This window comes from Actinopolymorpha pittospori, from assembly GCF_014873875.1.
Lineage (GTDB): Bacteria > Actinomycetota > Actinomycetes > Propionibacteriales > Actinopolymorphaceae > Actinopolymorpha > Actinopolymorpha pittospori.
Genome location: NZ_JADBEM010000001.1, coordinates 6,769,370 through 6,783,480 on the forward strand (window position 1 = coordinate 6,769,370; position 14,111 = coordinate 6,783,480).

Below are 14,111 nucleotides of genomic sequence, written 5' to 3' on the forward strand. Positions count from 1 at the left end.
GTGCTCTGCGAGAAATCCGGCGGCGCAACGTTCGATGCGAAGAGTGGCACAGGCCTCACCAGCGGTCAGATTCCGACATCTCTGGCATTCAATCCATCCAATTGCGAGCGTTTTCCGTGACGATCATCACGTGGGCAATGATCAATGCGAGGGGCTGTTCTGGAACTTGATCTCCAGTAGTCGCCCCGCGCGGTCGCGTATGCACACTGGGGAGTCACGATCCGACTGCGTAGGGTGGAGTGGAAGGCGGCGAACGAGGGGGCCGCAGGGCGGGGATGGCTCGACATGGCTGACTCCAGCATCACCGTCGCTGTCACCGGTGGCAGCGGAAAGGTCGGCGGACAGGTGGCGCACCGGCTGGCCGGACGTGGCGTCGTCCAGCGGATCGTGGCCCCACGGCCCGAACGGGCGCCCCGACTCCCCGGCGCCGAGGTCGCGGGTGCGTCCTACGCCGACCGCCACGCCATGCAACGCGCGCTTGACGGAGTGGACACCCTCTTCCTGGTCTCCGGCCGGGAGGCCTCGGACCGGGTCCGCCAGCACGCCAACGCCGTCGACGCGGCCGTCGCGGCCGGCGTGGAACGGATCGTCTACCTCTCTTTCGTCGGCGCCGGCCCGAAGGCGACGTTCACCTTCGCCCGTGACCACTGGCACACCGAGGAGTACATCCGGGCGAGGGGAGTGCGGTTCACCTTCGTCCGCGACAACATGTACCAGGCCATGCTGCCGGGCTTCGTGGGCAAGGACGGTTGCCTGCGTGCTCCGGCCGGGACGGGCGCGGTGGCCGCGGTCGCGCACGACGACGTGGCCGACGCGGTGACGTCGGTCCTGCTCGACGAGGCGCACCAGGCCGAGAGCTACGAGCTGACGGGTCCGGAGGCGCTCACCTTCGCCCAGATCGCCAAGCACCTCAGCGAGGTCACGGGCCGGCCGATCCAGTACCACCCGGAGACGCTGGAGGAGGCGTACCTGTCCCGTTCGACCTACGACGCGCACGACTGGGAGGTCGCCGGCTGGGTGACGTCGTTCCAGGCGATCGCGACCGGCGAACTCGCCGAGGTCACCGACACGGTGCGGGTGCTCACCGGCCATCCGCCGATGGACTTCCGCGACTACCTCGGTCGCTGTCCGCAGACCTACCAGCACCTCGTATGAGTCGACAGAACTCGGGTCGCGCCGGGGTGTGAGTCGAAACGGCCGCGCCGACCGGTCGCGCCTGCCAGGCCCGTCCGGTCAAGTGGGCTGTGGATGCGAGGGACGGAAACCGGCGTGGAGAGGCGAGTGGCGGACACGCCCGTCCGCGGGGTCCGGCCGAGCGCGGGCCAGCCCCATCGCCGGGGCGACCATCGGCCGCGCCCGCCGGGTACTTGGGCTCTGGGACCTGGGTGGGGCGGCTAGCAGAGTGGTAGCCGTGCGCGGGAACTGTGACGGGGGAGGACCGGGCATGAGTGAGGCCACGATGACCGTCGGGTCGGCGGACGACTCCTCGGCGGCACGCCCTGTCGTGGTGGTCGGGGTGGACGGGTCGGCCTCCTCGGAGGCGGCGATCCGGTGGGCCGTGGAGGAAAGCGAGCGGCGTCGCGCCAAGCTCGTCCTCGTCCACGTCCGGGAGCCGGTCATCGGTTCGGTGATGACCGTGGAGTCCCGGCGCTACCGTGCCCTCGCGGTGGGTGACACCGTGGGAGACCTCTGGCAGCAGGTGAACGCACTGCGCGACGGCTCGGTCGACGCGGAGGGCAAGGTCGAGGAGGGCCTCCCGGAGGAGGTCCTGGTCAAGGCGTCCAGGGACGCCGACCTGCTGGTGATCGGTGCCGAGGGGACCGGCCGGCACCGGGGCCTGCTTCTCGGGGACGTCGCGCAGCGGTGCGCGCGAGCGGCGTCCTGCCCCGTCGTGATCATCCCGCCGCCCGGTGGGCGTTCGGAACTCTGATCCCACCGATATACCGACGTCTGGTCCGGCACGAGCGACCGCGCGTCCTCAGGGCTTGAGCGGGACCTGCCAGATGAGAACCGTGCCACCCTGTGCCCCGGGCTCGACGGTGAGGGCGCCACCGAACCGGCGGGCACGTTCGGCCATGTTGGTGAGGCCGCTGCGACGGGGCGGGTCGTCCGGGATGCCGACGCCGTTGTCCGTGACGTGCAGCTGGAACATCCGGTGCGCCACGTCGGCCTGGATGAGAACGTCGGCGTGACTGGCGTGCGCGTGGCGTACGACGTTCGCCAACGCCTCGCGCAGCGTGGCGAGGATCTCCGGGCGCAGCCCGTCGGGCACCGCGGAGTCGAGCGGTCCCTCGAGGGCGACGCGCGGCTCGAACCCCAGTGAGGACGCGGCGTCCTGGGCGATCTCCAGCACCTGGCCGCGCAGGCTGCGATGATCGCCGGCGCGTTCCTGCAGCGAGAAGATCGTTCGCCGGATCTCCTGGATCGTGGTGTCGAGATCGCGCACGTACCCACTCACCCGGTCGGCCAGGTCGACCCGGACGACCTGCCGGGAGATGCCCTGCAGACCCAGACCGACGGCGAACAGCCGCTGGATCACGTGGTCGTGCAGGTCGCGGGCGATCCGGTCGCGGTCCTCGAAGACAGCCAACCGGCCCCGGTCCTCCTGGGCGCGGGCGAACTCCAGTGCCAGCGCGGCGTGTCCGGCGAACGTCGTCACCATGTGCATGTCGGTCGAGTCGAACCCCGCCTGCCCGTCCGGTCGCGTGACGATGAGGACACCGAGCATGTGCGGGCCGGAGGCGAGCGGAACGAAGAGCATCGAGCCGCCCTTCAGCTGCGAGGCCCGGCCACTGTCGTCGTCCCAGCCAAGCGCCGCCGCGTCACCGTCGTAGACGTAGGGCCGGCTGGTGAGCAGGACGTCACCGATCGGCGTACCGGCCGTGGAGACACGTTCGTTGCGCAACCGCTCGGCGTGCGGCCCGGCGGCCGCCTCGAGGACAAGGTCGCCGCCCTCCTCGTCCACGAGTGCGAGCATCGAGAGCTCGGCGCTGGCGACAGCACGGGCGCGTTCGACGATCAGGTCGAGGGTCTCGCCAAGGGAGGCGCCGCTGAGCAGGTGGGCCGTGATCTCCGTGGACGCGATGAGCCAGCTCTCCCGGCGGCGGGACATGTCGTAGAGGCTGGCGTTCTCGATCGCGATACCGGCGGCCGCGGCCAGTGCGACCACGACCTCCTCGTCCTCGTCGGTGAAGTCGCCGCCACCCTGCTTCTCCGTCAAGTACAGGTTGCCGAAGGCCTCGCCCCGGACCATCACCGGTACGCCGAGGAACGAACCCATCGGCGGGTGGTCGGAGGGAAAGCCTGAGGAGTTCGGGTGCTGGGAGAGGTCGTGCAGCCGGATCGGGCGGGGCTCGTTGATGAGCAGACCGAGGATGCCCTTGCCGGTCGGGAGATGGCCGATGTTCTGCCGCGTCTCCTGGGTGAAGCCCGTGTAGGTGAACTCCGTCAGAGTGCGGTCGGGGCCGATGACCCCCAGCGCTCCGTAACGGGCGCTGACCAGATCACACGCGGATCGGACGATACGCTCCAGAACCTCCGGCAGGGCCAGGTTGCTCGCGACCGAGACAACAGCGTCCAGAAGGCGATGGACGCGGCGTTCGTTCTCGACGAGTTGGTCGGCGCGGTCGACGAGTTCGCGGAGCAGGGTCTCCAGACGAAGGCGGCTGAGATCCGGCAACAGCAGGTCCTGTGCGGTCTGGGCTTCCCGGGGTCGCTCAGGACCGGGCGTCACGTCCGCGTCCATGGAGCCTCCCTACTGGTGAAACCAACCCTCAGGCTAGACCACGCCTCGAGATCACGGCGCTCATTAGTAAGGCATACAGCTATGAGCGGATCTGTGTGCCGGAAGGGTTGTCGGGCCAGATGAATGATCGGTTAGCGCGCCTTCAGAATGATGTGCATTAAGCCGGTACTTGATCTCACATTGGGCTCAATTCAGGAGCAAAATTGCCAATTCAATTCGTCGCATCTTCGTGCCGAAGAGTCCAAGACTGCAGGAAATGCTCGTTTCAAAGTGTCCTAGGCCCCCAGGTTACCCGCGGATCGCTCGGCGCAGGGAGGTGCTGATCGGCCCTGGCCCGAACGTGGGATGACCAACGGCGCCGGCGTGGTGACCTCTGGCAGCGGCGCCGGTCGCGCGACCTCCGCAGAGTTGGCGCGTACACAGTCAGTCCAAGGAGGGCCGATGTCTGATCCCGGAGGGCCTGGCGGGCGGCGCACGCCGTTCATTCCGCACCAGCGCACCAGGGACTGTGCGCCGGACGAAGCGGGCATACCCTCGCCGGCCCGACCGACGTTTCCCACGCAGCGCGGCACGAGCACTCCTTCGGTCCTTCCCCACCAACGTCGGCCAACCGTGGCCGCCGGCCCCTCGCCCGGTCAGGTCGACCTCGGTCGTGTCATCGGCACGGATCCCGTCCAGCGGTCGGACTCCAGGGCCGTGCACTGGCCTGCCGTACTCCGACTCGCGACAGCTTTCCTTCTGGTCGGGGCAATCTGCGCTGATGCCCTCGGCTGGCGATACCCGGCCGGAGTGGGGACGAATCATGACGGGTCGCTCGCCCACGGGGTGCTCGATCCGGCAGCGCTGGCCGGGCTGACCGGCCTCGGCGTCGTCGCGGTCGTCCTCCTGTTCGGCGTCCTGTTGCGAGCCGCGGCCGCCATCGGAGTCGTCCTGTTCTTCGTGACCTGGGCGTCCCACGTGGGTTCGCTCGACACCGGCGTTCGCGCTCTGGTGGCGGTGGTCCTGCTCGTCCTGGCCGCGAGTCGCGCCGGTGACACCTGGGGCTTCGGGCGCCGCTGGGCCGCGCTCCCGCTGGTGCGCCGCCACCGCTGGCTGCGGTGATCTGATCTCGTCCAACGTGGGTTTGGACGCCGTGACGTGGACGACCTGGCCTGGAGAACCTGCCGTGGACGAACGTCCTGCGCCACGTACGACGCCCACCGTCAAGGCTCCCTTGCGGTCACCTGGGAGCCACCTGGGAGTCGGTCAGGACGGGGCCGGCGTGGATGGGACAAGTCGGCGGCCGTGCACCATCTCCATCCGGATCCGGACGAAGTGGGTCGGTTCAGTCGGTGCCCAGGAGTGCAAGGGAAGCCTCGAGAGCCGCTCGATCTCCTTGCCTTCGGTCACCATCTCGGCGTGCCCCACCACGGTCACACTCCAACCCTCGCGGTACGTCGAGTCGATCTTGTCGACCTCGAAGGCGACGATCGCGTTACGAGCCGCGGCCGCGAGTTTCGAGCCCACCGTCGTACGGATGACGACCGAGTCGCCATCCAAGGCATAGTGGACAGGTTGGACCGCCGGTAGGGCCTGTTCGGTGAAGACGATCCGTCCGATCGGCGCTTCGGCAAGAAGCCGAAGGCATTCGGCGGACGAGAGAACCTCCAGGCCTTTACTGTCGAACATCTGCTCCCCACTGGGACCGGGACGACACGGAATGGCCCCGGTGACTTTCCACGTTGCCGCCTCCGCCGGGACACGGCGCAGAGGCAAAGGTCCCCCACCGGGGTGGTGGGAGCCGTAGCGCACCATCGGCGCACAATGGCCCGTCGAAACGGGACCTTGTGCCCTGTCAACGGTTTCTGTCGCACGGAAGTCTGGCCGCTGGGTCACCGCAGGCCGTGCGGGGGCCAGAAGGGTGCTGATGACCGGATATGGGCTTCCGCCGATAGGCGGGATCGTTGTCGGAGTGAGCGAGGGATCCTCGGCCCGCGGTGCGGTGGGCTGGGCGGCGCGCGCGGCACGGGCGCGTCAACTCCCGCTTGTCGTGTGTCACGCCTATCAGGCGACGGACGCACGTGCCGACAACGAGCTCCAGTGCGCGGCTCGTAACCGCGCCTGGCGGATGGCCAGGGAGTGTGTCCGGCTGGCGCAGACCGAAGCGCCCGGGGTGCGTGCGGTGCCCTGGGTGGGGGAGGGACAGGTTCCGGAGGTTCTGGTGGGTGCGGTGCTGGACCCGGAGTTCCTGGTGGTCGGCGTTCGGTCGGGCGGTCGACGGGCGGCCGAGTTGGTCGCGTCGTTCGACCACTGGGCTGGGGGGTTCGGCCCCTGCCCAGTGGTGGCAGTGCCCTCACGCAGGGGTGGGTTGGCGCGCCTCGCGCGCCGGCGTCGGCGCGGTCCGCGGCGGGGGGCCGCGGGCCGCGTTGTCGTCGCAGCCGAGGGGGGCCACTCGCACGAGGACGTACGCCGGTTCGCCCTCGCGGAGGCGGCCGTGTGGGGGAGCCAGGTCCGCGAAGTCCCCATGTCTGCGTTCAGAGTCCCTGATTCCAGCGCATATGAGTCGTTGTCCTCGGCCGCACATGATGCTGATCTGCTCGTCGTGGGTAGGCCTGCCGGTGGCGGAGCCGTAGCAGCCCGGCCGATGCCGGTCTCGGCTCCGGCCGAGACCGCCGAGAACCTCCTGCAGCCGCCGTCCGTGGCGAGCCTGCGAATGGTGCTCGGATCGGATCTGCTGCGTAGCCTGGGTACGCCGGTGGCGGTCGTGCCGGTGACCGAAAGGTCCCTGGCGGCCGGACCCCGGATCGCCCGACAGCACGACGCCGGACCGGACAAGCGCGGGGGGAGAGTACTGATGACCGCACACGCGACGGTGAGGGGAGCCGGATGACCATCAAGGTCTTCCTGTTGGACGACCACGAGGTGGTCCGGCTGGGGTTGCGTCAACTGCTGGAGGAAGAAGACGACATCGAGGTCGTGGGCGAGGCGTCCACGGCCTCACAGGCACGCGCCCGAGTACCGGCGCTACGACCCGACGTCGCGGTTCTGGACGTACGGCTCCCCGACGGGGACGGTGTCACGGTCTGCCGGGACATCCGATCGTCCATGGACCCCCCGCCGGCCTGCCTGATGTTGACGTCGTTCTCCGATGACGAGGCGTTGTTCGACGCGATCATGGCCGGTGCGGCGGGCTATCTGCTCAAGCAGGTGAGCGGAAACGACCTTGTGGGCGCCGTGCGCCGGCTGTCCACCGGCGAGTCCATGGTCGACCCGGCGCTGACGGCCGCGGTCCTGGAGCGGTTGCGCAGAGGGCCCGACCAGGAGGACCCCCGCTACGCCGCGCTGACCGACCAGGAACGCCGAATCCTGGATCTCATCGCCGCCGGGATGACCAACCGGCAGATCGCCCAGACAATGTTCCTCGCCGAGAAGACCGTGAAGAACTACGTCTCGGGAATGTTGCGCAAGCTCGGCATGGAGCGGCGTACGGAGGCGGCGGTCTTCGCTGTCGAGCGCAGTCGTAAGGAACGCGCGCTCGGACCGCAGCAGTAGGCCCGGATCGCGTCCCGGGCGCACGTCTCAGGAGTCTTCTCCTACGGCGGCATCTCCCATTCTGGGCGGTGCCGCCGTCGTGTTTCCCGCGATCATCAAGGCCTGCCGCCACCGCGAAGGCCCCTCACGGCCGAGGCGGCCGGAGACGTCCGAGCAGCGCGCCGCTCCGGCGTCCCTGGGGGCCTCGGGCGGGCCACCAGGGACTTCTGGGTGCGCCGGGAGTCCCGGCACCAGGAGAGGCGCAGGGATTCCGCGGGCGGAGTACCACGGCGGAGCGACCTTCATGATCATGAACCGCGGATGCCTCCATACGCACCGATAAGCCTCAGGATCGCGAACCTGCTCACAGATGGCGCGAAACCCTTGTCCGGGTCGAATCTGCCGGTACGGCGTACCCGTCACCGGGTCTTGCGCCATTGCAGCTATCCCGAACTATCGCGGTCGGTGAGCGGTGCAGCACCCTGCGCCGAGAAACGTGGGTAGCTCGGGACCATCGTCACTTTGGAGGGGACCATCGCCCGCCCGCCCGGGACCATCGCCCACAGCGCGATGACCTTGGCACAACGGATCCTGAGAGTGATCTAACTGATGGTTGCTGGGAGGAAGTATGGCTGAGTTGACTTGGTTGCGCAGTCGGCACATGGAGCTGGGTGCAGATTTGGAGACCCTTCGGGGGACTGCCGATGGAATGGACGACAGCACCATGCTGGAGTTGTGGGACCGGGTCACCGGCCACGTCAGTTTCCTTGTGCACGATCTGATGCCGTTTGTGTCCGTCGAAGAAGAGATCCTCTATCCGGCATTGGCGGTGGCGGCCGACACGGCCACTCCGGTCGACGTCCTTCGGGCACACCAGGTTGAGATTTCCCGACTTGCGGCGGAACTCGACGAAGGGCGGCGTTCCCTTCCGCTCGGTGAGGAAGCCGGCTGGCGTGCGGTGCGGCGGACGCTGGCGGGAGTGCACGCCATCGCGCGCCTGTACTTCACGGTCGAGGACGAAGTGATCCTTCCGCTGTTGGAGTCCGACCTCGACCCGCACGAGGCCGAGGAGTTGGAGGACGCGCTGCGCGCCGTCGCACGCACCAACACCACGTCGCACGATTTCCAGCAGGCATGAGCGGCCGGGCACGGACGGGGACGCGGACAAGTCCTGGAGCGGAGTCGCCGACGGCGGCACGACCGGGGGCCCGGAGCGGCTTCGGAGCCGTCAGGGCCTTTGGACCCCGGGCGCGAGTGCCGAGGACTCTGGGGTCTGAGCGCTCGTCCCACGACCCTCGAATCATGTCTCGGCGCCACGTCCTGACCGAGCACGAGGAGCGTCTGGTGGTGGACGCCGCGGTTCGTGCGCCGTCGGTCCTGAACACCCAGCCATGGCGCTTCGTCTTCGGCGACGACCGGCTGGAGATCTGGGCGGACCCGTCACGTCAGTTGGCGAGCGCGGACCCGAGCGGACGGTTCATGGCGATCTCCTGTGGGGCCGCGACGTACAACGCCGTCCTGGCGATTCGGTACTTCGGGCACGAGGCGTGGGTGCAGGCCCAACCGCGGCCGTTGGCGACCTACCTCGCCGCGGTGATCCACATCGGCGTCCGCCGGCCGATCGCGTCGGAGGACCTGGCACAGTACGACGTGATCGCGGAGCCGCAGACCAACCGTGGTCCGTTCCGCGACTGGCGGCTGCCGTTCTCGCTGATCACGCGTCTGGAGGAGTCGGCGGAGGCAGAGGGGGCCTACTTCCGGGTGCTCACCTCGACCGAGATCGACCGCGTCCGGCGGATCGTGTCGCGACACGACGAGGATGCCGGCCTGGCAGCGGAGGAGGCCGGCCTGGGGGTCGAGGGGCAGGCCATGGAGGAGACCCGGCAGGCCATGGAGGGGAGTCCGTGGATCGGCGACCCGCGCGCTGCCAGCACGGGCGGCTCGGGAGTTCCGACACCACGGTCGGCCGAGCGACAGGCACCGATCCAGGACCTGGAGCCGCCGCGCCACCTGGCGGCACGTGACCACACGATGTTTGACCATCGACCGACGCTGGCCGTGCTGTCCACTCCGGGTGACGCCCAGAAGGACTGGGTACGAGCAGGCATGGCCCTGGAACACGTCCTCCTCACCGCGGGGTTGCACGGCGTCGCGGCGTCCTTCCTCGACGCGCCCATCGAACGACTTGCCGACCGCGGCCATCTGCGGAGTGCGGCACTGGGACTCGACCATCCCCAGATGGTGCTGCGGCTGGGATACCCCCGCAGCGAGTCGATACCGAAACCGCGGCGTCCCGCGGATCAGGTGAAGTGATCAGGAAGGTCTGGCAGATGCACGATCTCCCCACCGGGGCTCCACTCGTCGTGGGCGTCTCGGGTAGGTCAGGCGCGCGTGCCCAGGAACCGGAGTTCCCGGTGCGTTGGGCCGCGCAGGAAGCGCTGCTGCGCGGCGTTCCACTGTGGTTGGCGCACGCCTACCTCGGTGGGTCCAACCGGACCGGCCCGGCACAGAAGGCGGTACGTGGACTCGAGCGGACCGCGGCGTGGCTCGCCACGGACCATCCCGAACTCGAGGTCGCGATGTTCGCCCGGTGCGGCACCGCGGTGGCGGTGCTGGGAGATCTCGCTCTGGACGCGGGGCTGACGGTGGTCGGACACGGCCGGCACACGCAGGGACGGGTCGCGGAGGCGGTACTCGGATCGGTCACGGCCGGGCTCGCGCACACGGCGTCCAGCCCGGTGGTGGCGGTGCCGGCACATGCGTCGTACACCGCGGTGGACGCCCCGCTCGTGGTCGGCGTGAACGACCTCGGGGGACCCTCGAGCGTGACCATGGACTTCGCGTTCTCCGAGGCACAGGCGAGGCGGGTTCCGCTGCGCTTCGTGCACTGCCTGCCCTCCCACGCTCCGATGGACCTGGCCCGGACTGTCGAACGGCAGGACGCCGAGATGCGGGCGGCGGTGACGCCGTACCAGGAGGCGTATCCGTCGGTTCCGGCCAGCGTCGAGGTCGTCGACGGTGATCCGGGCGAGGTCCTGGTCAAGGAGTCGGTGACCGCGGGGATGGTGGTGCTCGGGCCCGGGCGTGGATGGACCGCGGGGTGGCGGCTCAGCCGGCTCGGCCCGGTCGGACACGAGGTGCTCAACCAGGCGGCCTGCCCGGTCGTCCTACTGCGCGATGTGGCCGAGGCGGGGCGCGCCTGACGCGTTCCGCCGGCACGCTGACGGGGGGAAAGCGTGGACCGCGAAGTGTTGCGACGCACCGATGGTGGTCGTCGATGAGTGGGGCGGTCGCAGGTCCCGTCCCGGAAAGTCAGATCAGCACCCGACAGGGGCAGCGCGTCGTGCTCGCCGGAACCGTCCTGGGTGTGGGTCTGCGTCCGTACGTGCAGCGACTCGCTTCGAAACTGGGCCTGGACGGTACGGCGCGGGCGGTCCGCGGCCGGCTCGTGATCGAGGTGGCTGGACCACCGGAGACGCTCACCTCCTTCGTCCGTGAGGTCTGCGAGCACGCACCACCGCCGGCGACGGTCAGGGAGGTCGTCGTCGTGGACCTGGAGGGTGTGGTCCCCGGTGCCGGCACCGGGTTCCACATGGTGCGGACCGTCGTCGCCGAGCAGTCCGGTGCGCTCACCTCCGAGGCGGACGGGCTGCATCCGGATCTGCCGACCTGCGCCGAATGCATGCGGGAACTCTTCGACCCCGCCGACCGGCGCTACCGATATCCCTTTCTCTCCTGCGCGGCCTGTGGCCCGCGGGCGTCGATCATCGAGGGACTTCCGCTGGATCGGGCCCGGACGGCGATGGCAGGCTTCGCGATGTGCGCCGCGTGCGAGGAGGAGTACGCCGACCCGCGGTCGCGCCGGTTCCAGGCTCCCGCGCAGGCCTGCCCAACCTGCGGGCCACGACTGCGATGGCGTGGCGCGAGCGACCAGGGGCTCGTCCGGGGGGATGTGGGGGAGGATCTTCGGGAGGAAGAGGACGCGTTGACCGCGGCCGTCGACCTGATCGCGGCCGGCGGCATCCTCGCGGTGAAGAGTGTCGGCGGCTACCAGCTGATGTGCGATGCCACCGAGCCGCGGACCGTGGCCAGGTTGCGGGCACGCAAGCGCCGCTGGACGAGCGCGTTCCCGCTGATGGTGGCCGACGTGGACGTCGCACGCTCGATCGCCCGGATCAGCTTCGCCGAGGAGCAGTTGCTGACCTCGGCGCAGCGGCCGACCGTGCTGGCCCCGCTGCGGCGGACCCGGCTGCCGATCGCGGGCGCGGGCGCCGGCTCCGACCAGATCGGCCTGTCACTCGCGCCGACACCACTGCACGCCCTCCTGCTGCACGAACTCGACCGACCGGTCGTCGTGACCAGCGGCAACCAGGCCGAGCAGCCGATGGTCATCGCCGACGAGGAGGCGATGGAGCGGCTCGCGGGACTGGCCGACGGGTTCCTGCTCCATGACCAACCCATCCGGGCCCGGGGCGAGGAATCCCTGTGCTGGGTCGTCGCCGGGCGACCGTCGGTCCTGCGGAGGGGGCGCGGCCTCGCGCAGGGCGCGCTCCGACTGCCCGTACCGGCCCGTCGACCGATCCTCGCGGTGGGCGCGCAACTCGCGCACACCTTCGCACTCGCCGCGGACGAACGGATCGTGGTGAGCCCACACGTGGGCGATCTGGCGAACACGACACGGCTCGAGGTGTTCGAGCAGGACCTCGCCCAGCTCAGCTCACTGACCGGCATCACCCCGGAGGTGGTCGCGCACGACCTGCACCCCGGCTACCTCGCGAGCCAGTACGCCGGCCGGTGGCCGGCGAGCGGGCGGATCGCCGTTCAGCACCATCATGCGCACGTGGCCGCCTGCGCCGCGGAGCACCAGGTGACCAGGCCGTTCCTCGGGATCGCCTACGACGGTCTGGGAGTCGGCGACGACGGCACCTACTGGGGTGGCGAGGTCCTCCTCGCCGACCTGCGGACCTACCGCCGGGTCGGCCGATTCGGGATGGCGCCACTGCCCGGAGGCGAGGCGGCGATCCGGCGGCCGGTTCACATGGCGCTCGGCTACCTGCTTGGTGGCGAGCGGCTCGGCGGCGCGCCGATCGAGCCCGAGCTCATCCGCGCCTACACCGAGCGGCTGCCCGACCGGGAGATCGAGACCGTACGTCGCATGGTGCGCGGAGGCGTCAACAGCCCGGTGGCCTCCAGCGCGGCCCGGCTGATGGACGCCGTCGCGAGCCTCCTGCGGTTGCGGGAGGACGCGGCCTACGAGGGCGAGGCCGCGACCGTCCTCGAGGCCGCCGCGCGGGAACGCCGCGAGGAGGAGTTGCCGTGGCGGGTCGTCACCAACGACGGGGTTCGGGTGTACGACCCGACCTCGACCCTGGCGGCGGTCCTCGCGGGCGTGGCCGACGGTGTGCCCGTCGGGCGGCTCGCCGCGGCCTTCCACGCGACCCTCACCGCGGTGACGCTCGCCCTGTGCGTCGACACCGGGCGTGAGTCCGGTGTGGACGTCGTCTGCCTGTCCGGCAGTGTCTTCCAGAACCGGCTCCTCACCACCAGCGTCGTGGATGCCCTGCGGCTGGAGGGATTCGAGGTCTTCGTACCCGAGCAACTGCCCACCAACGACGGCGGTGTCAGCTTCGGCCAGGCGGCGGTCGCGGCGGCCCGGATGGCCACCAGCTGATCGTGGGAGCGGCCGGGCGAAAAGGCCCGCGTTCGTGGGCCTGTCGACCCTTCTGGGCACCATGCGGCCAGTGATGGGCTGAGGGAGGACGTGAGGAGGGGAGCGAGATGGCAGGTCGTACACCTGAGACCCGGCGGGAGCGCCGTTCGCTGCCCGATCTGATCGACTGGGCGGAGAACCTTCCCGAGGCCCTGACGTCGGCCAACTGGCCTACTCCCACCAGCATGCGGGCGATGCGGGTCGAGGAGTTCCTCGAGGACGGGAAGTTCGTCGTACGCGCCGAACTGCCGGGCATGGATCCTGAGCGCGACATCAACGTCGAGGTGGACAACGGCATGCTGGTGATCCACTCCGAGCGCCGGGAGGAGAAACACGAGCGCGGCCACTCCGAGTTTCGGTACGGCACGTTCACCCGCCGGCTGGCCCTGCCAGAGGGAGCCGACGAGTCCAAGGTCAGCGCGCGTTACACCGACGGCATCCTCGAGGTGACGGTTCCGGTGAGTGAGAAACGGGCCGAAGCGCGCGCGGTTCCGGTGCAGCGCACCGGTTGAGGGGGACGGGGGACCCGCACCGGCCACCGGGGGGCGGCCGGTGCGGCAGGTGCGGCTCCGTTTTCGGAGCCGCACCTGTTCTCCTTCGACACTCGTTCGGCGCCCTGCCAGCACCTTCCGCATCACCCTCGTCGAGGGGAGCACCCGCGTGGACAGCAAGGAGATGGCGGAGTTCGCCGGACACCCGATCCTCAACGGACTGAGGGATGATCTCCTTGCCTCACTGGCAGCACACGCGCGGACGATCCGCTTTCCCGCCGAGACGAGGATCTTCGACGAGGGCCAGGTCGCCGACAGGTTCTGGCTGGTGTGCGACGGGCAGGTGGCACTTGATCTCCACGTGCCCGGGCGCGGCATGCTCCTTGTCGACACGGTGAGCCCCGGCGCCGTCCTCGGCTGGTCGTGGCTCTTCCCGCCGTATCGATGGCGCTTCGGCGCGACGGCCGCGGCGCCGACACGGGCGATGGAGATCGCGGCCGGGCCGGTGCGGGAGCTCGCCGAGAACGACGCGGAGTTCGGCCGGGCGACGTACCAGCGGCTCTCCGAGGTGGCGGTAGGGCGCCTGCAGGCGACCAGGCTGCGGCTGCTGGACGTCGACGTCGAGGCGGCCGAGCGCCCCAGCAGCGCCTGACCG

13 protein-coding genes are annotated in these 14,111 nt (G+C 69.8%); 11 read left to right on the forward strand and 2 right to left on the reverse strand.

The annotated features are described in order from the left end of the window. The first annotated feature begins 285 nt into the window (after positions 1-285). Both HEB94_RS31540 and HEB94_RS31545 read left to right on the forward strand, forming a co-directional pair. The gene (locus HEB94_RS31540) at positions 286-1,155 is read left to right on the forward strand and encodes an NmrA family NAD(P)-binding protein (RefSeq protein ID WP_192753243.1); all 870 of its coding nucleotides are present in this window, start codon (positions 286-288) and stop codon (positions 1,153-1,155) included. 289 nt (positions 1,156-1,444) lie between these two features. Beyond that, positions 1,445-1,930, forward strand: a complete 486-nt coding sequence (locus tag HEB94_RS31545) for a universal stress protein (RefSeq protein ID WP_192753244.1) — start codon at positions 1,445-1,447, stop codon at positions 1,928-1,930. Positions 1,931-1,978: 48 nt separating this feature from the next. Here HEB94_RS31545 and HEB94_RS31550 read toward each other — a convergent pair whose 3' ends face one another. Beyond that, complete coding sequence (locus HEB94_RS31550) at positions 1,979-3,745, reverse strand: sensor histidine kinase (RefSeq protein ID WP_192753245.1); 1,767 nt, start codon at positions 3,743-3,745, stop codon at positions 1,979-1,981. Positions 3,746-4,186: 441 nt separating this feature from the next. On the opposite strand from HEB94_RS31550, the gene HEB94_RS31555 reads away from it, so the two are divergent. After that, on the forward strand, positions 4,187-4,846 hold the full coding sequence (locus HEB94_RS31555) for a hypothetical protein (RefSeq protein WP_192753246.1): 660 nt from the start codon (positions 4,187-4,189) through the stop codon (positions 4,844-4,846). Between the two features lie 144 nt (positions 4,847-4,990). Here HEB94_RS31555 and HEB94_RS31560 read toward each other — a convergent pair whose 3' ends face one another. Further along, on the reverse strand, positions 4,991-5,413 hold the full coding sequence (locus HEB94_RS31560; RefSeq protein WP_192753247.1) for a pyridoxamine 5'-phosphate oxidase family protein: 423 nt from the start codon (positions 5,411-5,413) through the stop codon (positions 4,991-4,993). A gap of 283 nt (positions 5,414-5,696) precedes the next feature. On the opposite strand from HEB94_RS31560, the gene HEB94_RS31565 reads away from it, so the two are divergent. From HEB94_RS31565 to HEB94_RS31600, 8 genes are all read left to right on the forward strand, one after another. Further along, entirely contained in the window at positions 5,697-6,614 is a 918-nt protein-coding gene (locus HEB94_RS31565; protein ID WP_192753248.1) for a hypothetical protein, read from the forward strand. Next, positions 6,611-7,276: a response regulator gene (locus tag HEB94_RS31570; protein WP_192753249.1), complete on the forward strand. Its 666-nt coding sequence runs from the start codon at positions 6,611-6,613 to the stop codon at positions 7,274-7,276. The genes HEB94_RS31565 and HEB94_RS31570 overlap by 4 nt, the downstream gene beginning before the upstream one ends. A gap of 607 nt (positions 7,277-7,883) precedes the next feature. Beyond that, complete coding sequence (locus HEB94_RS31575) at positions 7,884-8,393, forward strand: hemerythrin domain-containing protein (protein WP_273378495.1); 510 nt, start codon at positions 7,884-7,886, stop codon at positions 8,391-8,393. Between the two features lie 164 nt (positions 8,394-8,557). Then, positions 8,558-9,568 (forward strand): Acg family FMN-binding oxidoreductase, encoded by a 1,011-nt coding sequence (locus HEB94_RS31580; RefSeq protein ID WP_192753251.1) that lies wholly within the window; start codon positions 8,558-8,560, stop codon positions 9,566-9,568. A gap of 17 nt (positions 9,569-9,585) precedes the next feature. Then, positions 9,586-10,458, forward strand: a complete 873-nt coding sequence (locus tag HEB94_RS31585; protein ID WP_192753252.1) for a universal stress protein — start codon at positions 9,586-9,588, stop codon at positions 10,456-10,458. A 74-nt stretch (positions 10,459-10,532) separates the two neighbouring features. Continuing rightward, positions 10,533-12,926, forward strand: a complete 2,394-nt coding sequence (hypF, locus tag HEB94_RS31590; protein WP_192753253.1) for a carbamoyltransferase HypF — start codon at positions 10,533-10,535, stop codon at positions 12,924-12,926. A gap of 107 nt (positions 12,927-13,033) precedes the next feature. After that, a complete protein-coding gene (locus HEB94_RS31595) occupies positions 13,034-13,477 on the forward strand; it encodes an Hsp20/alpha crystallin family protein (protein WP_192753254.1) in 444 nt (147 codons plus the stop codon). Positions 13,478-13,625: 148 nt separating this feature from the next. Then, entirely contained in the window at positions 13,626-14,108 is a 483-nt protein-coding gene (locus HEB94_RS31600) for a cyclic nucleotide-binding domain-containing protein (protein WP_202896661.1), read from the forward strand. Positions 14,109-14,111: the final 3 nt, after the last annotated feature.